The 23,205-nt window shown below is 46.9% G+C and carries 19 protein-coding genes; 14 read left to right on the top strand and 5 right to left on the bottom strand.

The window, feature by feature from the left end:
- Position 1: 1 nt before the first annotated feature.
- The 6 genes from GTQ38_RS00755 to treF all read left to right on the top strand — a co-directional run bounded on the left by GTQ38_RS00755 (position 2) and on the right by treF (position 8,010).
- Positions 2–1,468 (top strand): DUF1501 domain-containing protein, encoded by a 1,467-nt coding sequence (locus tag GTQ38_RS00755; protein ID WP_161433317.1) that lies wholly within the window; start codon positions 2–4, stop codon positions 1,466–1,468.
- A gap of 3 nt (positions 1,469–1,471) precedes the next feature.
- Positions 1,472–2,902: a c-type cytochrome domain-containing protein gene (locus GTQ38_RS00750; RefSeq protein ID WP_161433316.1), complete on the top strand. Its 1,431-nt coding sequence runs from the start codon at positions 1,472–1,474 to the stop codon at positions 2,900–2,902.
- A gap of 83 nt (positions 2,903–2,985) precedes the next feature.
- Positions 2,986–4,425, top strand: a complete 1,440-nt coding sequence (locus GTQ38_RS00745) for a sulfatase family protein (RefSeq protein WP_161433315.1) — start codon at positions 2,986–2,988, stop codon at positions 4,423–4,425.
- Positions 4,422–5,135, top strand: coding sequence for a tRNA1(Val) (adenine(37)-N6)-methyltransferase (locus tag GTQ38_RS00740; RefSeq protein WP_161433314.1), 714 nt, complete (start codon positions 4,422–4,424; stop codon positions 5,133–5,135). The genes GTQ38_RS00745 and GTQ38_RS00740 overlap by 4 nt, the downstream gene beginning before the upstream one ends.
- 56 nt (positions 5,136–5,191) lie before the next feature.
- Positions 5,192–6,370 (top strand): acyl-CoA dehydrogenase family protein, encoded by a 1,179-nt coding sequence (locus tag GTQ38_RS00735; RefSeq protein ID WP_161433313.1) that lies wholly within the window; start codon positions 5,192–5,194, stop codon positions 6,368–6,370.
- A gap of 41 nt (positions 6,371–6,411) precedes the next feature.
- Positions 6,412–8,010, top strand: a complete 1,599-nt coding sequence (gene treF, locus GTQ38_RS00730) for an alpha,alpha-trehalase TreF (RefSeq protein ID WP_161433312.1) — start codon at positions 6,412–6,414, stop codon at positions 8,008–8,010.
- Positions 8,011–8,014: 4 nt separating this feature from the next.
- On the opposite strand, the gene GTQ38_RS00725 is transcribed toward treF, so the two are convergent.
- Together GTQ38_RS00725 and GTQ38_RS00720 are read right to left on the bottom strand one after the other, a co-directional pair.
- Positions 8,015–9,067 carry a phosphotransferase enzyme family protein gene (locus GTQ38_RS00725; protein ID WP_161433311.1) on the bottom strand — a complete coding sequence of 351 codons (1,053 nt, stop codon included), beginning with the start codon at positions 9,065–9,067 and terminating at the stop codon, positions 8,015–8,017.
- An 11-nt stretch (positions 9,068–9,078) separates the two neighbouring features.
- Positions 9,079–9,975: a nucleotidyltransferase family protein gene (locus GTQ38_RS00720; protein ID WP_238857729.1), complete on the bottom strand. Its 897-nt coding sequence runs from the start codon at positions 9,973–9,975 to the stop codon at positions 9,079–9,081.
- Positions 9,976–10,257: 282 nt separating this feature from the next.
- Between GTQ38_RS00720 and GTQ38_RS00715 the strand changes: the two genes are divergently transcribed.
- The 5 genes from GTQ38_RS00715 to GTQ38_RS00695 all read left to right on the top strand — a co-directional run bounded on the left by GTQ38_RS00715 (position 10,258) and on the right by GTQ38_RS00695 (position 17,172).
- On the top strand, positions 10,258–11,616 hold the full coding sequence (locus GTQ38_RS00715; protein ID WP_161433310.1) for a Gfo/Idh/MocA family protein: 1,359 nt from the start codon (positions 10,258–10,260) through the stop codon (positions 11,614–11,616).
- 41 nt (positions 11,617–11,657) lie between these two features.
- Positions 11,658–13,283, top strand: coding sequence for a sodium:solute symporter (locus tag GTQ38_RS00710; protein ID WP_161433309.1), 1,626 nt, complete (start codon positions 11,658–11,660; stop codon positions 13,281–13,283).
- A 96-nt stretch (positions 13,284–13,379) separates the two neighbouring features.
- The gene (gene hemN, locus GTQ38_RS00705; protein ID WP_161433308.1) at positions 13,380–14,741 is read left to right on the top strand and encodes an oxygen-independent coproporphyrinogen III oxidase; all 1,362 of its coding nucleotides are present in this window, start codon (positions 13,380–13,382) and stop codon (positions 14,739–14,741) included.
- Between the two features lie 17 nt (positions 14,742–14,758).
- The gene (locus GTQ38_RS00700; protein ID WP_161433307.1) at positions 14,759–15,580 is read left to right on the top strand and encodes a universal stress protein; all 822 of its coding nucleotides are present in this window, start codon (positions 14,759–14,761) and stop codon (positions 15,578–15,580) included.
- Positions 15,581–15,726: 146 nt separating this feature from the next.
- Positions 15,727–17,172, top strand: coding sequence for a mandelate racemase/muconate lactonizing enzyme family protein (locus tag GTQ38_RS00695; protein WP_161433306.1), 1,446 nt, complete (start codon positions 15,727–15,729; stop codon positions 17,170–17,172).
- Between the two features lie 9 nt (positions 17,173–17,181).
- On the opposite strand, the gene GTQ38_RS00690 is transcribed toward GTQ38_RS00695, so the two are convergent.
- The 3 genes from GTQ38_RS00690 to GTQ38_RS00680 form a co-directional block, all read right to left on the bottom strand.
- The gene (locus GTQ38_RS00690; protein WP_161433305.1) at positions 17,182–18,054 is read right to left on the bottom strand and encodes a PIG-L deacetylase family protein; all 873 of its coding nucleotides are present in this window, start codon (positions 18,052–18,054) and stop codon (positions 17,182–17,184) included.
- Positions 18,055–18,069: 15 nt separating this feature from the next.
- Positions 18,070–19,461 (bottom strand): Gfo/Idh/MocA family protein, encoded by a 1,392-nt coding sequence (locus GTQ38_RS00685; RefSeq protein WP_161433304.1) that lies wholly within the window; start codon positions 19,459–19,461, stop codon positions 18,070–18,072.
- 61 nt (positions 19,462–19,522) lie between these two features.
- Positions 19,523–19,957, bottom strand: a complete 435-nt coding sequence (locus GTQ38_RS00680) for an RrF2 family transcriptional regulator (protein WP_161433303.1) — start codon at positions 19,955–19,957, stop codon at positions 19,523–19,525.
- 125 nt (positions 19,958–20,082) lie between these two features.
- Between GTQ38_RS00680 and GTQ38_RS00675 the strand changes: the two genes are divergently transcribed.
- From GTQ38_RS00675 to nosZ, 3 genes are read left to right on the top strand one after another with little or no spacing between them, the layout of a single operon-like run.
- A complete protein-coding gene (locus tag GTQ38_RS00675; RefSeq protein WP_161433302.1) occupies positions 20,083–20,589 on the top strand; it encodes a c-type cytochrome in 507 nt (168 codons plus the stop codon).
- Positions 20,590–20,605: 16 nt separating this feature from the next.
- Positions 20,606–21,181, top strand: coding sequence for a fasciclin domain-containing protein (locus GTQ38_RS00670; RefSeq protein ID WP_161433301.1), 576 nt, complete (start codon positions 20,606–20,608; stop codon positions 21,179–21,181).
- Positions 21,182–21,214: 33 nt separating this feature from the next.
- Positions 21,215–23,170 carry a Sec-dependent nitrous-oxide reductase gene (nosZ, locus tag GTQ38_RS00665; RefSeq protein ID WP_161433300.1) on the top strand — a complete coding sequence of 652 codons (1,956 nt, stop codon included), beginning with the start codon at positions 21,215–21,217 and terminating at the stop codon, positions 23,168–23,170.
- The last annotated feature ends 35 nt before the right edge of the window (positions 23,171–23,205 follow it).

The following is a 23,205-nucleotide window of genomic DNA, read 5'->3' as shown; positions in this document are numbered from 1 at the left end:
CATGGGCCATCATCATCACGAACCGAAAGAGAAACCTTCCCTGAAGGTTAACCGTCGGCATTTTTTTTCGCAATTAAGCATAGGAATTGGTTCCCTGGCTCTGGGCTCATTGCTTATCCCGGACCTGTTTAAAGGCCCCTCCAATGAGGCTAAGGCCTTGGGCCTGGGGGTACGGCATTTTGCCCCTAAGGCAAAGCGCATCATTTATCTGTTCCAGGCCGGAGCTCCCTCCCAGTTAGAAACCTTTGATCACAAACCAACCCTGCGCAAGAGAATGGGCGAAGACCTGCCGGAATCTATCCGGAACGGACAACGACTGACAGGGATGACGGCAAATCAGGATAAATTTCCTCTGATGCCTCCTAAAATCGGATTTCAGCAGCATGGACAAAGCGGCACCTGGATCAGCGATTTCTTTCCTTATACCGCTAAGATCGCAGATGAGATCACGGTGATCCGAAGTATGCATACCGAAGCTATAAATCACGATCCGGCCATTACCTTCTTTCAGACAGGAAGTCAGATCTCAGGGAGGCCCTGTATGGGTTCCTGGCTGAGTTATGGCCTGGGAAGTGAAAATAAGAACCTGCCGTCTTTCGTAGTACTTACCTCTAGAGGAAAAGGCAATAGTCAGGGCTTGTATGCCAAGTTGTGGTCCAGCGGATTTTTGGATTCCAAGCACCAAGGGGTATTACTTCGCTCAGGCAAGGATCCGGTACTCTATTTGAATGACCCGGAAGGACTTTCAAGGTCGGATAAAAGACATTTGCTGGATCATGTGTCTTCACTGAACAAACTACATCATGTAGAAACAGGTGACGATGAGATAGAATCCCGCATAGCACAATACGAAATGGCCTATAGAATGCAGATGTCGGTGCCAGACGTTATGGATATCTCCAAGGAACCGGAACACATCATCAAGTTATATGGTGAGGATTGTCAGGTGCCTGGAACCTATGCGGCTAACGCCCTACAGGCAAGGCGACTGGCAGAAAACGGGGTGCGTTTTATACAGCTTTATCATCAGGGCTGGGACCAGCATGGCAATCTTCACGAAGAAATGTCCGGACAGGCCAAAGATGTGGATCAGGCTTCAGCAGCATTGGTCTTAGACCTGAAACAAAGGGGTATGCTGGAAGATACCCTGGTGATCTGGGGTGGAGAGTTTGGCCGCGGCAATTATTGCCAGGGTAAGTTCAACCCGGATAATTACGGCCGGGACCATCATCCCCGGGCCTTTAGTATCTGGATGGCCGGTGGCGGCATAAAGCCTGGACTGAATTATGGTCAGACGGATGAGTTTGGATACAATGTAGTGGAAAACCCGGTGCACATCAATGACTTTCACGCCACTTTGTTGCATACCATGGGCCTGGATCACGAACAACTTATTTACAAATATCAAGGGCGTCGCTTCCGACTGACGGATGTAGCGGGTCATGTTGTCAAAGACATATTAGCGTAGTCCATGGCAAACACCTTTAAAAGCAAATGGGCCGATTATGTCATTTTTGGCCTGTCAATATTCCTTATCTTTTGCCTGTTGTTTGAGTCTTATATTGAACTTCCTCCACTGGTCGCCTGGATTGGCAGATGGCATCCGCTTATCCTGCATTTTCCCATAGTACTTCTGATCATCGTCATATTTTTAGATCCTAGCCGTTCCCGCATATCACAGCTTTTGTTAACCATCGCTGTACTTTCTGCCCTGCTAACGGCTATTTCCGGCTTTTTTTTAGGGAAGGAAACGGGTAGCCAGGGCGATCTGCTCTTTTGGCATAAATGGCTGGGCGCTACCTTGGCAATATTGGCGGCCATATGGTATGGTTTACTGGCTATGGGTCGTAGACCAAAGTTCCTTATAAGAGGCATGCAGATCCTGATGGGAGGCCTAATCGTCTTTACAGGACATTACGGAGGTATGGTTACACATGGGGAGGATTTCCTTGCCCTTCCCTCAGCCAGGAAATCTCAAGAAATTCCTGAGAACCCGCTTATTTACACCCACATTGTACAGCCAATTTTGGAGAACAATTGCGTGCAATGTCATAACCCCAATAAACAAAAAGGAGGCCTGCTGATGACGGATCTGTCCGCGCTTTTGAAAGGGGGAGAAAGCGGTAATACAATCATACCGGGGCAGCCGGAACAAAGCGAAATGATAAGACGTCTGCATTTACCTTCAGGAGACGAAGAACATATGCCGCCTGAAGGCGAGCGTCCCCTGGAGGCCGATGAGATCCGCATACTGGAACGTTGGATAGCCCTTGGGGCTCCGGATACCATGAGATTGGAACATTTAGAACCATCTGAGCCCTTGTCCCAACTGATCCGGGACCTCATGATACCTGACCCTTTGAAAAAATGGGAAACACTTCCTGCAGTAGCGGATAGCACTTTAATTAATCTGTCTTCGGATTACCTAAGCCTGATCCGTATGGCGGGTACTACAAATGCCTTGAAAGTAAATGCCTATAAGCCGCCTGAATACCATGCCCAAATGCTATTGGATCTGATGCCTATCCGGGAGAACATCGTGGAATTGGATTTAAGCGGATTACCGATAGGGCAGGACGAATTGTCTTTTGCCGCTAATTGCCCTAACCTGGAATGGCTGGAAATTGATCAGACCCCAATTTCCGATGAGGAGATCGACACCCTGAGAATTTTACAGAAAATACGGTTGCTTAAAGTCTTTGAAACCGGAATAGGAGACAAGAGTGTCGGCTTGTTCCGTGAATGGAAAACCCTCAAAAACTTGTACATCTGGGATACGGAAATCTCTCCGTCCGTACTGGAGGAATTCAAAACAGAAAACCCGGGAATTCTAATAAATACGGGAATTGATAGCGAAATCAGATCCTATTTTGTAGACTCCGACAGTATTCCAACCGAGTAGAGTTCTTCTTAAGAAGGCATTGTATTGATATTGAATTCATGTGTATTTTTATCAGGAGGATAACCGAACGAACAACAAAGATCATGATGCGTTGCATTTTTTTATTTATGCTGATGCTTGGACTTTTTTCCTGTAAGGATAAGGCCACCGAAGAAAAAGAGAAGCAGACAGACAGCAAACCACCTAATGTAGTTTTAATTTTTACAGACGATCAGGGTTACCAGGATGTGGGTGTCTTCGGATCGCCAAATATTAAAACCCCCAATCTGGACCGAATGGCCTCTGAAGGGGTGCAGCTAACGAATTACTATGCCGCGCAAGCCGTCTGTTCAGCATCACGGGCCGGGATACTTACGGGTTGTTACCCCAATCGGATTGGCATCCACAATGCCATGATGCCCGATAGCAAAATCGGATTACATCCTTCGGAAACCACAATGGCCGAGATGCTAAAGGAAATCGGTTATGCGACCGCGATTTTTGGAAAATGGCACCTGGGGGATCATCCGGACTTTTTACCAACTAAACACGGCTTTGATGAGTATTTCGGTATCCCGTATTCCAATGATATGTGGCCATATCATCCGCAACAAGGCCCAATCTTTGATTTCGGCCCGCTACCCCTCTACAAAAATGAACAGGTAATTGATACGCTAACGGATCAGTCGCAACTCACCACAAAGATCACGGAACAGAGCGTGGATTTCATCAACAGGAATAAGGACAAGCCCTTCTTTCTATATGTTCCGCACCCTCAGCCTCACGTACCATTATTTGTTTCAGATAAATTCAAGGGAAAATCTGAAAGGGGGCTTTACGGTGATGTGATCATGGAAATAGACTGGTCTGTAGGGCAAATAATGAAAGCCCTTAAAACCAATGGGCTTGACGAAAATACCCTGGTTATCTTTACTTCTGATAACGGCCCCTGGCTTTCATATGGAAACCACGCCGGCAGTGCCTTGCCTTTTCGGGAAGGTAAAGGTACCGCATGGGAAGGAGGGCACCGCGAGCCGTTTATTGCCAGATTTCCCAAAGCGTTCCCAAAAGCATTGAAAGTGGATACCCCTGTAATGGCCATAGATCTGCTACCTACGATTGCGGAACTCACCGGAGCGACCCTTCCCGAGAAGACCATTGATGGGAAAAGTGTTCTGCAGGTGTTGACCGGAAAGCAAAGTGAAAGCCCTCAGCAGGCGTACTTCTTTTATTATAGGGTGAATGAGTTGCATGCGGTGCGATACGGTAAGTGGAAAATGTACTTTCCGCATAACTATAGAACCATGAAGGGCGGTACTCCGGGTGGAGATGGCCTGCCGGGTGAATACAATCATGTAGACCTTGAACGTATTGAACTTTACGACCTCTCTGCAGACATTAGCGAAACCAAAGATGTTGCCGGGGACAACCCTGAAGTAATAGCTGAAATAAGCGGCCTGGCCGATGCTATGCGCCTAAGGCTTGGAGATGCTCTCAGGGATATGGAAGGATCAGAAACCCGAACGCCGGGCATGGCAAAATGAGTAATTTATTTAGATTCAAACAATTTTCGATCAGCCAGGAACGCAGCAGTATGAAGGTGGGGACCGATGGCCTACTCTTAGGTGCCTGGACAGGACTGGATAAGCACCCTGAGACTATTCTGGACATTGGCTCCGGTACCGGGTTGATAGCTCTTATGCTGGCACAACGATCTGAGGCTTTGCAAATAGATGCCATTGAACCCGATCCGGATTCCTACGAAGAGTGCGTTGAGAATTTTGAGGCCTCCCCATGGGCAGATAGGCTATTCTGTTATCACGCTACCCTTGAAGAGTTTAGTGAGGAGGTGCCAGAGACTTACGATCTTATAGTATCCAACCCGCCTTTTTATACAGAAACTTCTATTCCAGGTGGGGAGAACCAGTTAAAGGCCAAGCACAGCATTTCGCTTCCCTTTGAAGATCTACTCCAGGCCTCGGAGAATTTACTTTCGGATAATGGCAGCTTTGCGGTTATATTGCCATTTAAGGAAACGCGGCATTTTACAGAACTAGCCGCGGACATTGGACTTTTTCCTTCGAGAATAACCAGCATCAGAAGTAGGCCTGACAGGGATTTTATAAGAAGTTTGATGGAGTTTCAAAGGAGTAGCAAAGACATTCAACAGCAGGTGCTGACAGTAGAGGATTCACCCGGGATTTACAGCCAGGCCTATACCGATCTGACCAGGGATTTTTATATGAAAATGTAACAGCGAGCCATTGGTTTGTTATATTCCTTTGGCTACCTTTGGCGAAAATTACTGATATGAAGCCCGATCTATTCGAAGCGCCAGACTACTACAACCTCGATGAACTCTTGAGTGACGAGCACAAATTGGTGCGGGATGCAGCCAGGCAGTGGGTCAAGAGGGATGTTTCCCCCATTATTGAGAGTTATGCTCAGAAAGCCGAATTTCCCAATGAGATTATCGGCGGTCTTGCGGAAATTGGCGCATTCGGCCCTTATATCCCTGTGGAGTACGGTGGCGCGGGCCTGGATCAGATCAGTTATGGCCTCATTATGCAGGAGATCGAAAGAGGAGACAGTGGAGTGAGGTCTACGGCATCAGTACAATCTTCCCTGGTTATGTATCCTATTTTTGCATATGGTACGGAGGAACAACGGAAAAAATATCTTCCTAAGTTGGCCACTGGAGAGTGGATGGGCTGTTTTGGCCTGACCGAACCGGATCATGGCTCCAATCCCGGTGGCATGGTTTCCAACTTCAAGGACAAAGGGGACCACTATTTGCTGAATGGGGCAAAATTGTGGATATCCAATTCACCCTTCGCGGATATCGCTGTGGTATGGGCTAAGAACGAAGAGGGCAGGATACACGGATTGATCGTGGAAAGAGGTATGGAGGGATTCTCCACTCCTGAAACCCATAATAAGTGGTCTTTAAGGGCTTCGGCAACCGGAGAACTGATCTTTGACAATGTAAAAGTTCCTAAAGAGAACTTGCTTCCGGGGAAAACAGGCCTGGGAGCACCTCTCGGATGCCTGGATTCGGCCAGATACGGCATTTCCTGGGGAGCAATAGGCGCCGCCATGGATTGCTACGATACCGCTCTGCGATATGCCAAGGAACGCATACAGTTTGGTAAACCAATCGCGGCTACTCAATTGCAGCAAAAGAAACTGGCCGAGATGATCACCGAGATTACCAAGGCACAGCTATTGGCCTTTCGCCTGGGACAGCTAAAGAACGAAGGCAGGGCAACAACCGCACAGATCTCTATGGCAAAGCGGAACAATGTCGATATGGCGATCAACATAGCACGCGAAGCCAGGCAGGTTCTTGGAGGAATGGGTATCACGGGGGAGTATAGCATTATGCGTCATATGATGAACCTGGAAAGTGTGATCACTTACGAGGGCACTCATGATATCCATTTACTGATCACCGGGGCCGATATCACTGGCCACAGTGCTTTTAAATAAATTGTTTTACTTTGGTGGCGAACTTTACTAAACCAATCGCCATGAGGTATGTTTCCCTTCTGATATTTCTGCTTCTCTTCTCATGCAGAACTGAAGTTGATCAAAAAAAGAACGCATCCAACCCGTCCGCTGAAACTACTATTAGCCGGGAACAGGAATTACAGACTCCTGACGTTCTGCTGGGTGCCCTGTTTGCTGAGGTACAGCTGAACCAGGTGTTTGAAGATGGCAAAACCTTTGTTGACTGCACCGCTAAATTCCCCTATGAGCTTATCAGGGCTAATTACCAAAAGGATAAGGACAGCCCGGATTTTGACCTTGAAACTTTTGTGCTTGAACATTTTGAGGTACCTCAATCTATCTCTTCCGATTTCAAATCAGATCCTAACAGAACAGCGGCGGAGCACGTAGAAGCCCTTTGGCCAGTACTGGAAAGACAGTCAGACCAGCTGGCTTCCGGAAGTACGCTTATAGCCTTACCCAACCCGTACATTGTACCGGGAGGACGTTTTAGGGAAGTGTATTATTGGGACAGTTATTTTACGATGCTCGGCCTTGTAGAAAGCAAACGCTTTGATCTTGTTGAGGCCATGCTCGATAATTTTGCCCACCTGATCAACACTGTAGGTCACATACCAAATGGCAACAGAACCTATTATATTACCCGATCTCAGCCGCCCTTTTTCAGTCAGATGGTCAAGTTGCTTGCGGAGCAAAAAGGGGGCGAAATATATAGCAAATACCGGGATGCATTGCGCAAGGAGTATGATTTCTGGATGCAGGGAAGCCATGCGACGGAGCAGCCTATCAAACACTGTGTGAGTACCCCAAAAGGCATTATGAACAGGTATTTTGATCTTGGAGAAACACCGAGGCAGGAGTCTTACCGCGAAGACTTCACCCAGGTACAGGAAATGGGAGGAGGGATCAAAATGTATCAGGACCTGAGGGCTGGCGCGGAATCAGGATGGGACTATTCTACAAGATGGTTTGCCGATGGCCATAGCCTGGAAACCATTGAGACTACAGATATCCTTCCGGTGGATCTCAATGCACTGCTTTATGGGCTCGAAGCCTTCTTACAAGAATGTTTTAAGGAGGATGCGGCTTATGTCGCAGCCCTGGGAAACAGTATGGCGAATAGAAAGGAATTTCTGGATACTTACTGTTGGGATACGCAGCAGGGAATTTACCTGGATTACAATTGGGTTACCCAAAAACGATCTCCGGTAAGATCTCTGGCCATGGTTTACCCGCTTTTCTTTGGGATGGCCAGCCAGGACCAGGCAGATGCAGTAGCCGCTTCTCTGGAAAAAGACTTTCTAAAACCAGGGGGTGTGGTTACTACACTAAGGAATTCAGGTCAACAATGGGACGCGCCTAACGGCTGGGCTCCATTGCAGTGGATGACGGTGATCGGTCTGGAGCGCTATGGACATTCCGCTTTAGCCCGTGATATTGCCGAACGCTGGGTAACTCTAAATGAAAGGGTGTATAAGAATACCGGGAAATTTGTGGAAAAGTACAATGTAGAAGACATGAGCCTTGAAGCCGGAGGGGGAGAATACCCGGTTCAGGATGGTTTTGGATGGAGTAACGGAGTTTATCTTGCTCTGAAAGCATACCTGGACAGGTCCTGATATCCTACAAACCGGAATTTTGAATGATTTCCTTCATGGAAGTTGCTTCATTCATGGCTTTCTGCGTAAAGTCAAAAAGACTTAATGAGCGGTCCAGGTTCTGGTCTTCATAAGCAACCCGGTAATACAGGTTGCCATTCAGATAGTCCGTTAGCGCGCGAATACCGTGTAAAAAAGGCATTAGAATTGCGCCGTATGGCAAGACCTCCTTTTCTTTTTCAGTGAGGAAAGGCCCGTTGGCGGCAAGACCCTCTACAAAGGCCTGGAAAAGATGCTTTTCAAAGGTAATTTTTTGGTGATCCTGTTCGTCCTCAGGGGCGGTGTTGGCAACAGTCCGGATAGCATCCCCAAAGTCGTAATGGAAATATCCTTTCATGAGGGTGTCCAGATCTATAAGGCAAAGGGCCTTATTGGTAGACCTTGCAAAAAGGATATTGTTCAGCTTGGTATCATTATGGCAAATGCGCTCTGGCAGGTCTTCAGTATCCCATTGCTTGAGCATAGCCAGGCTGTCCTCTACAAACTGAATGGCTTTTGAGGCTTTCTCTTTGCGCTTTGGGTCAGCTTGTTGAAAGGCTTCCTCAAACTGTTTTGCGCGCAGGGATAAACTATGAAAATCAGGAATGGTATCTACAAATTTATCGATAGCGACGTCCTGTAGCAGCAAATGAAATTTACCGATAATACGTCCTGCTTCAAAAGCGATCTCTGCGTTGGTGGTATTGTCGTAAGCGATGCTGTCATCAATAAAGGTCATGAGTCTCCAGCAGCTGTCTTCCGTTTTGAAATAAGGGTCACCGGAGTTCGACTTGATCAAGGAAATAGCCTGATAATCCTCGTCTTTGAGATAACCCAGGGCAAGATGGACATTGTTCATAATTCCATCTACATTGCCGAAAACAGTGGTATTGATCCGTTGCAAAATATAGAGGGGTTCCTCTCCCTCAAATACCAGGAAGGTGTCATTGATAAACCCCTGTTGAACCGCTTTTAAACGATGGGTTTTCTTTTCAATGGAAAACTGATCCAGGACATGTAAGGCGGGATTATTTTCCATGGCGAGAGGGATCAGGAAGGCACTTTTGCCCACAATGGGGCACTGTAGGCACCCCCGGAAGTCATTTCCTGTAATTGGGCCACTGCCCTGTCCTTATCATCAGCATAGGTCACACCAAACCACTTGCTGTCCGATGGAATGACCTCTACGGAAACCTTGTCCTGCTGTAACATGGCCTGTACCACAAACGGCAGGTATACCTCACCGGTTTTTTGAGTTTCTTCATTTTGCATAAAGGCCCTAAGGTCCCCTTCGATTTGCTCGAAGATGGAAGGCCTGCACACCCAGAAATTCATACTTACCAATTCGTTCCCATCAAACTCAAGTCCGCTGTCAAGATCTGTGATCTTATCGGATTGCTGTTCAATTTTTGTCCGCTCTTCTACGGAGATAAGGCGTTTTCCATCTCTTTTACATACCCCCCTGGAAACTGAGCCATGGATGGATAGTGTATCTTTTAGGGTATAGCCCAATAAGGCGTAAACCTCATTTTCCCCATTACTTCGGATAAAATCAGCGGCATTTCTATATGCCGCCTGACCGTAGTAGTCATCCGCGTTTATAACGGCGAACGGGCCCTTAATGACTTCTCTTGCGGACCAGACCGCATGAGCTGTACCCCAGGGTTTTTCACGCTCCACAGAAAAAGAAGTGCCTTCAGGAAGGTCTGTAAGCTCCTGCACGATCACATCCAGCTTTATGTTATCTGGCAATCTTGTTTTCAAATGATCCTGAAGGAATTGTACATTGTCTTTCTGGGTAATAACGACAATGTGATCGAAACCGTTATTGATCGCGTCGAACATACTGAACTCCATCAGAAATTCCCCGTTCGGGCCTAGTTCATCAAATTGCTTAAGCTTTCCGTATCGGCTGCCCCTTCCCGCAGCCATTAGTAGTAAAGTCATGGATGTGTTTTATGGCGGCAAAAATAAGTTTTTATGTTTCAAAATGCACGCTATCTTTAAGAATTTCATATTTTGATAAAAGTTATATGTGTATCCGCAATCGTACCAGTTTTTGGATATTATGATCAAAATTCTAGTTTTTGTCTCCTTGAGCGCAGTCGAAAGGTCGACAAAAACATCTCGACTGCCTGTCCGTACAGGATCAGGCGGACGCTCGATGTGACCTGAAATTCAATTACTAACACAACTACTTGAAATCCAACAGTTAATAAACAAACCATCATGCCTTCCAGAAGACAATTTGTAAAGAATACCGCACTGCTGGGTGCTGGCCTTAGCGTGCTTCCCGGAGCGACCTCAGCCATGGCTTCAGTAAGCCAGAACTCCAAACTCAATATCGGGATGATCGGTGTCGGTCTCCGGGGTACAAACCATCTGAAGAACCTGCTTCAACGCAGTGATATTAATATTACCGCGGTATGCGATATCGATCCGCAGCGAATTACAATTGCTAAAAATATGATCGCGGAAAACGGTGCCAAATCACCGCAGGTCTTTGGAAGTGATGATTACGATTATCGCAATCTGTTGGAACTAAAGGATGTGGATGCCGTAGTCATTTCCACGCCCTGGTTGTGGCATGTGCGTATGACTGTTGATGCCATGAAAGCCGGAAAATTCGCAGGAGTGGAAGTTTCAGCTGCCAATACGCTGGAAGAGTGCTGGGACCTGGTCAATACGCATGAGGAAACCGGCACCCACATGATGATTTTGGAGAACGTAAACTATCGCAGGGATATCATGGCTGTCTTGAATATGGTTCGCCAGAGTGTTTTTGGTGAATTGGTACATTTCCGATGCGGGTATCAGCACGATCTTCGGGAAGTAAAATTCAACAACGGCAAACAACCCTATGGAGGAGGCGTTGAATTCGGGGAGAAGGCGATCTCCGAAGCCAGATGGCGTACCGCCCATTCCGTAAAGCGAAATGCGGACGTATATCCCACCCATGGCCTGGGACCCATAGCGGTAATGGCCGACATTAACCGTGGAAACCGATTCGTTTCCATGACCTCTCACGCTACCAAAGCCATAGGTCTGCACAATCATATTGTAAAACACGGAGGGGAAGACCACCCCAATGCCAGTATCAAATTTAAACAGGGCGATGTAATAACCTCAACCTTAGACACCGCTAATGGGGAAACCATTATAATCACTCACGACTGTAATCTGCCAAGGCCTTATTCCCTGGGATTCCGCGTTCAGGGAGCCAAAGGGCTCTGGGAGGTAGATGGCAACCGGATATATATAGAGGATAGTTCCGAACCTCACCGATGGGATGAGGCAGACAAGTGGTTACAACAATACGATCACCCCTTATGGAAAAAATTCGGTGAATACGCGGAGGGTGCCGGGCACGGCGGCATGGATTTCTTTGTGATGAACGCTTTTGTAGAGTCAGCTAAACAGAATGTTTCCCCTCCTATGGATGCCTATGACGCGGCGGCCTGGAGCGCGGTGACACCCTTATCCGAAGTCTCTATCGCCAACAACGGGGAACCACAGCATTTCCCGGATTTCACCCGTGGAATGTGGATCAAAAGAAAGCCTTACGACTGGATGAAGAACAATTATTAGATCTGGGAACCATCAAATAACAACCAACAAAACCAAAAATTATGCAAGGACTTGATCCTCTGGATTGGGGTGTAATTATCGCCTACTTTTTAATACTTCTCGGGGTGGCTTGGTGGGTCATCATGCAAAAGCAAAAAGATACTGAAGACTATTTCCTGGCGGGGAGAAACATTGGCTGGTTCGTTGTCGGGGCCTCAATTTTCGCCTCCAATATCGGTTCAGAGCACGTGGTCGGGCTCGCCGGTAATGGGGCCGGAGACAAAATGCCCTTGCTGATCTACGAGCTGCACGCCTGGATCGTGTTGATGCTGGGCTGGGTATTTCTCCCGTTTTACGCGAGAAGCGGGGTGTTTACCATGCCGGAATTTTTGGAAAAACGCTTCGATGCAAGATCACGATGGGTACTTTCGGTGGTTTCTCTGATCGCCTATATTCTTACAAAAGTCTCGGTAACCATTTATGCAGGCGGGGTAGTAGTTTCCGCCCTTTTGGGGATACCCTTTTGGATAGGGGCGGTCGCTACAGTGGCTTTAACCGGTATCTATACCATTTTAGGAGGTATGCGGGCCGTGGTATACACGGAAACCATACAGGCTGTAGTCCTCGTTGTGGGCGCGGGAATCCTGACTTTTATGGGCTTGGATGCTGTTGGAGGGTGGTCTGAACTCAAAAACACCGTCGGGGTGGACTATTTTAATATGTGGCGGCCAAATTCCGATCCGGATTACCCCTGGCTTCCACTCTTTATCACCAGCACTATAGTAGGGATTTGGTATTGGTGTACGGATCAGGTAATCGTACAGCGGGTACTTACTGCCAAGAACATCAAAGAAGGCAGGAGGGGTAGTATTTTTGGAGCACTTTTAAAGTTAATGCCCGTTTTTCTCTTCCTGATCCCGGGAGTGGTTGCCCTTGGACTGAAACTACAGGGAAAATTGGATTGGGATAGTCCGGACGAAGCCTTTCCGGTTCTGATGAGCAACTTGCTGCCCTCAGGACTGCGTGGGCTGGTGGCTGCGGGTCTGTTGGCGGCGCTTATGAGTTCGTTAGCCTCAGTGTTTAACAGCTGTTCTACACTTTTTACGCTGGATATCTACAAGAAGATCAGACCGGATAAACCAGAGGAGAAACTGGTAAGGACAGGAAGGATAGCCACTTTCTTTGTGGTGGGTCTTGGACTACTCTGGATACCGATAATTACCCGATTATCCGATGGACTTTACGAATATCTACAGAATGTTCAGGCCTATATCTCACCACCAATCGCGGCTGTATTTTTGCTGGGGATATTTTACAAACGCATCAATGCCAATGGTGCTATAGCGACACTCATTGGAGGGTTCCTGATCGGGTTCTCCAAGCTAACCCTGGAGATAACCAAAAGCAGTTTTACGGAAGGAGGATTTATGCATTCCATTGCGAATATCAACTGGCTGGTATTCGGTGCATATTTCTTTGCGATCTGTATTGCCATAGCCATTGGGGTAAGCATGCTATACCCTGCTCCTTCTGAACAACAACTGAAGGGACTTACCTTTGGTACGGTAAGTGCAGAACAGAAAGCGGCTAACAAGAACAGCTACGGCCTAGCAGACATCATTGCCTCCGTGGTGGTGGTGGTGATCGTTATTTACGTCATGATCTCGTTCAGTACTTTGAGTTTGTAGAACACAACCAGATAGCTTCTGAAGTGGTTAAAGCTGATTTTCGTCATATTTTCCGGTCGCTGGCTGTCCTAGCTTTGTCTGAAGTAAATCGTCTTTATGTGCGAATTGGTTCAGAAATACAATGTCCCGGGGCCACGGTATACCAGTTATCCGGCGGTTCCCTACTGGGATATAGAGTCCTTCTCAGGTAAAAAATGGAAGGCCGGATTAAAGCAGAGTTTTGATGAAAGTAATGTGCGCGATGGTATCAGTATGTATATCCATTTGCCGTTTTGCGAAAGTATGTGCACCTTCTGTGGATGTCACAAGCGCATCACTAAAAGGCATGATCTGGAAGAACCTTATATTCGCGCCCTCTTAAAAGAATGGGGCCTGTATCGGGAACTGTTCCGATCTCGTCCTAAGATCAAAGAACTACACATAGGCGGAGGAACTCCTACCTTTTTTTCACCGGAAAACCTGAGGCGATTGGTCGAAGGAATTTTTCGCAGGGCAGACCGGGCTGAAGACTATTCCTTTAGTTTTGAAGGACACCCTAATAACACTACTGAAGCACATCTGCAGGTACTCTTCGATCTCGGGTTTACCAGGGTTAGTTATGGGGTGCAGGACTACAATTTAGGCGTTCAAAAGGCTATAAACAGGATACAACCGCTCAGCAAGGTGAAGGAGGTGACTGAACTGGCCAGAAGTATAGGATATACCTCTGTAGGCCACGACCTGGTTTTCGGTCTTCCCCATCAAACACTGGATCATATTGAAGAAACCATAGCGAGAACCAGGGAATTACGCCCTGATCGTGTGGCCTTTTACAGTTATGCACATGTGCCCTGGTTAAAAGGTAACGGTCAGCGTGGCTTTAAGGAAGAAGACCTTCCCTCCGCACAAGAGAAGCTCAGGCAGTATTCGCAAGGAAAACGGATGCTGGCAAAGGCTGGATACCAGGAAGTAGGGATGGATCATTTTGCGCTTGAGGAAGATTCACTTTACCAGGCCATGCAATCCGCTACCCTTCACAGAAATTTTATGGGATATACGGATATGCGCACCGAGGTGATGGTAGGATTGGGTGTATCGGCCATAGGAGAAAATGCCAATGGTTTTGCCCAGAACTCTAAAAGCCTTGAGGCCTATGAACACTTAGTTGAAAATGGAATATTACCCATATTCAGGGGACATATTCTCAGCGATGAGGATAAGGTGATCCGGCAACATATATTGAATTTAATGTGCCATTTTAATACCAGTAGAGAAACAGGGAATCTCAATTTTTCTGAATGGGACAATACCCTTGCGCGACTGGAAGAAATGGCATCCGACGGACTTTTGGAGATCCAGGAGGACAAGATACAGGTAACCGAGGCGGGAAGACCCTATGTCCGGAATATCAGTATGGCATTTGACCTCAGGATGCACCAAAAGCAACCTGATACCCGAATTTTTTCCATGACTATTTAAACTAAAACAAGTGTAACATGAAAACGCTAATTGTACCCGTAGATTTTTCAGAACAATCCGAATACGCCCTAAAAGTGGCTGCTTCACTGGCTAAGAAACACCAGGCTGAAGTATTGGTGCTTCATATGCTGGAGCTGAATGTCGCGATGATTTCCTCATCGGAGGGCTTTCATCCGGAACAGACCGTTATGCTATTGAAGTATGCCGAAAACAGGCTTTCCAAATTCCTGGATAAACCGTATCTGAAAGACGTTAAGCTTACCCCTATTATAAAACATTTTAAGGTCTTTAGCGAGGTCAATGAAGTGGCCGAAAAGCACAAAGCAGACCTCATAGTTATGGGCTCACATGGCACCGACGGCCTCAAAGAGATATTTATTGGCTCCAATGCCGAAAAGGTTGTACGGAATTCAGATGTACCTGTTCTGGTCATTAAAAGTGATCGGCCGGATTTCAAGGTGGAGCATTTTACATTTGCCTGTGATTTCAATACCGAGAGTGTACCGGCCTTTAAGAAAGCTGTGGAGTTTTCAAAACTTCTGGGAGCAAAATTACACCTGGTATATGTCAATACACCAGGCGATGATTTCCTTAGTACTGCAGATATTTACAAAAGGATCTCCAAGTTTCTCAATGAAGCAAAGGAGGGGATGGAAGTAGAGATCTACAATGACTATAGTGTAGAACGCGGTGTGTTGAATTACAGTGAACAATGTAACGCAGATATCGTTGGTATACCAACTCACGGACGTAAAGGAATTTCACATTTCTTTATGGGAAGTATAGGTGAAGATATTGCCAATCATTCCAAAATTCCGGTAGTAACATTTAAAATTTAGTGGTTAATTATAGTTGATGCTTAGAAGGGAGGGACCTGTGGGGGGTGTCCTCCCTTCTTTCGTTTAGGGGTCTGCCACAAATTTCTTAATTTGTATGCACTCCTCTATGCAGGAAATGATACTTCAACACAAACACCGATCTAAGGATGAAATCTCAGAAAACCAACGTTCCATTCACAAAGGAATCCCCAGAGCACAAAAAGACAGAACAAAAAAAAGGAAGGCGTTCCTTCCTCAAAAAAGCAGGACTTGGCGGCCTGAGCCTGGCCTCCTTTACTACGGCTACCGCTGCGGATCAGGTAGCGTATGCCTCACAGAATGTCAATCGTAACTCAAGTCCGTCCAAGCTTAAGATCACGGATATGCGCATTGCGGAAATTGGTGGGGACGTCGCTTTCAGAACACCTATAGTCAGAATTTATACCAACCAGGGAATTGTCGGTCATGGAGATGTGCGCGATGGAGCTGCCAAGGAATACGCCCTGTTCCTGAAAAGTCGGATCTTGGGTGAAAACCCCTGTAATGTGGAACGCTTATTCGGCATAATTAAGCAGTTCGGGCATCATGGCAGACAGGGTGGAGGTGTGTCCGGAGTGGAAATGGCCCTGTGGGACCTGGCCGGAAAAGCCTATAATGTTCCCGTATACCAAATGCTGGGAGGAAAGTACCGGGATAAGGTAAGAGTTTATTGTGATACCACCGTCTCTAAAGACCCTGTGGAATATGCCAACCGTATGCAGGCAAGAATCGATCAGGGATACACTGCTCTAAAAATGGACATCGGTATCAACCTTATAAAAGATATACCCGGCACCCTGATCAATGCTCCTGAAGCGGATTACAATCCTTACAGGCACGAATACCGGTCCTACAACCTGACCAAGCATCCCTTTACCAGGGTTCAGATCACTGAAAAGGGCATTGAAAAACTTATGGAGTACCTGGACATTATGCGATCAAAGATCGGATACGATATCCCGATGGGTACAGACCACTGGGGACATTTTGGGGTTAACGAGGCCATTAAGATCGCCAGGGCTACAGAACCGTATAACCTGGCTTACATAGAAGATATCATCCCGTGGCAGTACACCGAGCAGTGGAAAGAGATCACCCAGGCCAGTACGACCCCCACCCAGACCGGTGAGGATATTTTCAGGCTTGAGGGTGGCTTTGAAGAACTTATTCAAACGCGTTCTGTAGATATTGTCCATCCGGATCCGAACACCGCCGGTGGTATCCTGGAAACGAAGAAGATCGGGGATTTTGCCTCGCGCCACGGGATTGGATTTATGCACCATCACGCCGCAGGCCCTGTGTCTTTCCTGGGTTGTGTTCATAGCGCGGCCGCTACGGAAAACTTCATGTGGCTTGAGCATCACGCGGTAGACAAGAAAGACTGGGAGAACCTGGTTACCGGTTTTGACGGACCTATTGTAAAAGACGGATATGTAACCGTGCCGGATAAACCCGGTTTGGGAGTGGAACTGAATGAAGAGGTGGTTAAAAAGTACCTGATCAAGGGAGAAAAAATGTTTGCTCCCACCCCGGAATGGGATAAGATCAGGGCCTGGGACCGCTTGTGGAGCTAAAAGTGATCCTTATTCTGAAGGAAGCATTGGAAACAGCCTTCTGATCTCTGCATCAGAAGGTTGTTTGCCGTACTCACATATTTCAAAACCTTCGGCATGTTTGGCGGAAAGGGCCTTATCGCCATACCATTTTTTAAGACATTCCCGCGTAGCCTCATCCGGGGAGAAGTTGCGCCAATTGGCCAGCATCTCCAGTCTTCCCTTTTCGTCTTTGGGAACTTTGTCCAGATTCCCTGAGGTCCACGGAAGCCAGTCAAAAAATTGGGATTCGTGAGCCGCCATACCATAAATTTTCTTTTCAAACACTTCATCGATGATCACGGCGATATCCGGTTGGAATGGACTTGGTTTCTGAAAGCCGTCCTCCGAATACAGGAATACAGGGTTCTTTTTGAGTGCAGGGGTATCCGGAGCGATATTGGGTACGATAACCATATAGGCCGCATCCTGTACCAAAATTCCGGTATAACGGTGATCGGGATGATAGTCATTAGGCCGCGGAGCGATAACGATATCCGCTTCCCATTTCCGGATTTCCCGGATCACATCCAATCGGTTTTCCAGGCTTGGAAGCAGTTTCCCATCAGGGTTGTCCAATATCGTATATGATACACCAAAGCGCCTGCCGGCTTCCATAGCTTCCTCCTTTCTGACCTTTGCAAGAGTATCACCACCCATAGCGTAATGCCCCGCATCTCCGTTGGTCAGCGAAACGAACTTTACTTTGTGACCCATGGAAGCGAACAATATGGCCGTACCCCCGGCATCAGCATCGCAATCGTCAGGATGAGCCCCGATAACAATCACTTTGATCTTGTCTTCCTGAGCAAAAAGCTGGGGAATGGCAAAGAGCATGCATACTATGAACAATGCCTTTTTCATAATTCTCGAATTATGCTAAACTAATTTCATGGCCTTTGGGTCCCAGTTCACCGCATGGCCTTTAAAGTAGCTTTCGTTAGCCAGCAGCGCTGCTCCGGCAGCCCTTAGCCCGAATGTGGGATCCTGGATAATCTTTCCCTTACCGCGGATGGCCTGGAAAAAGTTGTAGAAATGATCGTAGTGTCCGCCCTTATAACCACGCGGCGCCTCCCAGGTAGTTTCTCCTATATTCAGGCTGGAAGCTCTGCTTTCCAGATTCTGGGCGGCGTATCCATCTTTGATCTTTTGTTGGGTCTCTTCGGTATAGGCGATCATAGAATATCCTCCCGGGACCATTCCTAATTTGGAACGCCTCAGTCTCACAGAATTCTGACCTACTTCCATTTCCCCTTCTGTTCCGATCAGTCTGAAACCACCCCCACCACCGGAACCGGCAATGAAATTGATCCGGAATGCGGCATTAAAGGCGGCATGAGTATCTGTTTTAGGGTAGTCGTAAAGCGTAATCGTTACGTCTGGCACATCGCGTCCGTCATTCCAGTACCGCAATCCTCCAGTAGCCTGGGCTCTATTGGGCCCGTTGGAGCTGAGGATAAAATTCAAGGTAGAAAAGGCGTGTACGAACAGGTCCCCGGCAACACCGGTACCGTAATCCTGGTAATTTCTCCAGCGGAAAAAACGCTTGGGCTCAAAAGGGATCTTGGGAGCATTACCGAGAAAGGTGTCAAAATCCACTGTATCCGGATTGGCGTCTGGAGGGATGGGATATTGCCAGGCGCCTTCGGCAGAATAGCGGTCATTGTACATATCCAGCATTACAATTTCTCCAATAGCCCCATCCTCGTATAGTTGCTTGGCTTTTTCATTTCCGAGTGAAGACATACCCTGACTCCCGATCTGGCAGATCGACCCGGAATCTTTTTGAGCTTTGATGATCTCCTGACCCTCAGCGAATTTCTGAACCATGGGTTTTTCGCAATAGACAGCTTTGCCTGCCTTAAGGGCGTCAACAGCTATTTTCTTATGCCAGTGGTCCGGAGTGGCGACAATAACAGCGTCCACATTTTTTCGTTCCAGCAGTTTTCTGTAATCCCGGGTAACGAAAATGTCTGCTCCCCACAATTCCTTTGCGCGGTCCAGTCTTCCGGCGTACAGGTCGCAAGCCGCCACCATTTTTACACCCGGAACTTTTAGGGCAGCGGTGGTATCATAAATTCCCTGAATACCAGAACCTATAAGGCCCAGATTGATCTGGTCATTGGCTGTAAAAGATTCATTGCGGTAGGTTCTGCTCAATCTGAGTTTTTGATCATAGGAGGAGGCGAAAACATAAGGTCCAGCGCTTAATGCCGCGGTACTTAAGGTGGCTTTTTTGAGGAAAGAACGTCTTGGGTTGTTTTTTTTCATACTGAAGGTTGAATCAAGTGAGCGTTGAAGTTACACTTTTTTGATTCACAGCACAAGTGGTTTAGGCCAATGGAAGAAATGCCTTTTTATGCTTCAAATCCAGGGAAAGATCCTTCACTGTTTTGTCTTTGAGGCTGTTGAGCATCTCGTTTCTTGAACTGCTGACCAGATTGTGTAAAGGACAAGGTTTGTGCCTGCTACAGTCCTCCAAACTCAACAGGCAGGATTCCGTTTTTTTTCTTCCATCTATAATATGAACGATGTCCAGTACAGACATGGTAAGATTCTGTTCATTGAGGTAAAATCCTCCCTTGGGGCCCTTGCTGGATGAAACCACCTCGTGCCTCGCGAGATCCTGCAATAGTTTTGATAAATAGGCCTTTGGGACATTGATTCTTTCACAGAGGTCTTTCACCATGATCTTCTTATTCTCGTCAGAATGCAGTGCCAGATACAAAACGGCTTTAAGTGCGTATTTGGAGGAGTTGGTGAACATGAGGAATCAGATATAAAACAAATATAAGAATAAAAAGATATTTTTATCCTAAATATGACTTATATCATGTTTTATCCTTCTGTTCCCATTTACATTTGAGGACTAATCTGCTAACAACACCCAAGATGAAACAGGCTATCATAGGTTTTGTAATTCTCTTGTCTCTGGGCATGATCGCCTGCGGTGGCAAAGAGGAAAAGAAAAAGGAAGGTTTCAGTATTGAACGTGAAAAAACGGATACGGAACAAACCCAGACACCGGAGCCAGCTGCTGAAAAAGCCTCGGAGCGGGTAGATCTTACCAACAAAGGCGTAGGGCCAATTACCAGTTTGACATTAAACGAAGAAATAGACCCGGCAATGGCTGCCGAAGGTGAGCAATTGTTCAATCAGTTGTGCCTGGCATGCCACAGGGTAGGGAAGAAATTCATAGGGCCGGCCCCTAACGGTATACTACAGCGCCGCAGCCCGGAATGGGTAATGAATATGATATTAAATCCTGAGGTAATGGTTAAGGAAGATCCCCTGGCTAAGGAGCTGTTGATAGAATTCAACGGTTCTCCCATGGCCAATCAGGGGCTGACTGAAGACCAGGCCAGAGCTGTCCTGGAATATTTTAGAACATTGGAGTAACAGTTAACAAACAAATATGAAATCGATCACCAACTTTAAAATTTTTGTTGGCTTTTGTTTATTGCTGGGTCTCGCACTCAGCTGTAAAGGAGAAGCCAAATCCGATCCCAAAACTCCTGAGGTGGAGGCCCAGGAGGTGACGAAACAAGGCCAGGCCTTTATTAAGGATGATGAAGCTACACCCAATGTCCTCAATATCGCTATGGGCTCTGAAGACCATACCACGCTTGTAGCCGCGGTTCAGGCGGCTGAGTTAGAAAATGCACTGGTAAATGCCGGACCATTAATGGTATTTGCACCTACCAATGCTGCCTTCGATGAATTGCCTGACGGAACCGTGGAAAACCTGTTAAAGCCAGAAAATAAGGATGCGCTTGCGAACATTCTCAAGTATCATGTTACCCCTGGTAAATATTCCAAAGACTTTCTAAAGAAGTTCCAAAAACTTGGACAGGCCAACAACCAGGATGTCTCCGTTTCTACGGAAGGGGACGACGTTTTTATCGGTGAGGCACGCATAGTTGCCAGCATTCCCGCAGGCAACGGTATTGTACATGTGGTAGATAAGGTCTTATTACCACCTGAAGAATGAGATGAACTAAGATGAACAATTAAACCATACACGATGAAAAAACTAACATTAATTGGCGCTGCATTGCTGGGAATTGCGGCTCTGTTGACGGCCTGTAAAGATTCAGGTGCCAGCTCAAACGGGGCCTTGGCGTATAGCGCAGCGGAGAAAGTATATGTTTCCCCCGGGGAACACGATGAATTCTATGCCTTCATTTCCGGAGGTTTTAGCGGGCAACTTTCCGTATATGGCCTGCCTTCCGGAAGGTTGTTTAAAGTGATTCCAGTATTTTCCCAGGATGCCGAAAAAGCCTGGGGCTATAATGAAGAAACCAAGCCCATGCTGAATACTTCTCATGGTTTTATCCCCTGGGATGATTCGCACCACCCTGATATTTCTCAGACCAATGGAGAATTGGACGGAAGGTTTGTCTTTATAAACGGAAACAATACTCCTAGGATCGCAAAAGTAGACCTTAGTGTTTTTGAAACCACGGAGATCATAGAGATCCCCAACAGCGCAGGTAATCACAGTTCCGCCTTCGTTACCGAGAATACGGAATACGTGGTGGCCGGTACCCGTTTTTCGGTGCCTGTCCCCCAGAGAGACATGCCCATAAATGAATACAAAGGGAATTTTAAAGGATCCTTGTCCTTTATTAGCGTGGATCCGGAGGATGGCGGTATGGACCTGGCATTTCAGGTTCTGATGCCCGGCTTTGATTACGACCTGGCTCACCCCGGCCGAGGAGCTTCTCACGGATGGATGTTCTTTTCAACCTATAACTCTGAGGAAGCCAGTACCCTGATGGAGGTGAATTCCTCTCAGAACGATAAGGACTTTATTGCTGCCGTAAACTGGAAAAAAGCCGAGGAATATATCGCTGAAGGCAAGTTTACTGCCATGCCAACAAATTATGCGCATAACGTATACGACGAAGAGACCCACACTGCCACTTCTACAATGAAAAAAGAGGTTCGCGTTCTGGATGCTTCGGAGCTACCCGGTTTGGTTTACCTGCTTCCTACCCCTAAATCTCCGCACGGTTGTGATGTAGATCCTACAGGAGAATACATAGTGGGTAACGGTAAGCTCTCTGCAGACCTTACGGTACATTCCTTTAGCAAAATGATAGACGCTATTGAAAACGAAAAGTTTGACGGAGACGCCTATGGGATCCCGATCCTTAAATTTGAAGATGTCCTTGGCGGAACGGTAAAACAGGCCGGTCTTGGGCCATTACATACCGAATTCGATGCTGAAGGCAATGGTTATACAACCTTCTTTATCTCCTCAGAAGTAGTTAAATGGAAAGTTGGTACCTGGGAAGTTATAGACAGGCAGCCCTGCTATTATTCCGTAGGACACGGGATGATCCCCGGAGGTAACTCCAGGAAGCCGTTTGGCAAGTATTTCGTAGCTATGAATAAGATCACCAAAGATCGCTATTTACCAACAGGCCCTGAAGTGACCCAGTCTGCCCAGCTCTATGACATATCCGGAGAAAAGATGCAATTGCTGCTCGATTTTCCTACTGTTGGAGAACCTCACTACGCAGCTGGTATAGACGCCAGTCTTGTAAAAGAGCGGTCCAAAAAGATCTTTAGTCTGAGTGAGAACAAGCATAAATATGCTACGACCTCTGACGCGGATGTTCGCATAGAGCGAAACGGAAAAGAGGTGCATATTTATATGACCATGATCCGAAGTCATTTCAACCCAGATAATATTGAAGGTATTAAAGTAGGGGATAAGGTCTACTTCCATGTAACCAACCTGGAGCAGGACTATGATGTTCCTCACGGCGTAAGCATGATAGGAGCCAACACCTCTGAACTTTTGATCATGCCTGGTCAGACCGAGACCTTTGTCTGGGAACCTAAGCAGGTTGGTGTATGGCCGTTTTACTGTACGGATTTCTGTTCGGCACTGCACCAGGAAATGCAAGGTTACGTAAGGGTATCCCCAGCTAATTCTGATATTCCTTTATCCTGGTCACTTGGCGAATAGCCTGGTGCAAACAAATTAGTGTATTAAATGTTATT

Source organism: Poritiphilus flavus (assembly GCF_009901585.1).
GTDB classification, from domain to species: Bacteria; Bacteroidota; Bacteroidia; order Flavobacteriales; family Flavobacteriaceae; genus Poritiphilus; species Poritiphilus flavus.
This window is presented reverse-complemented; position numbering and strand designations above follow the sequence as displayed.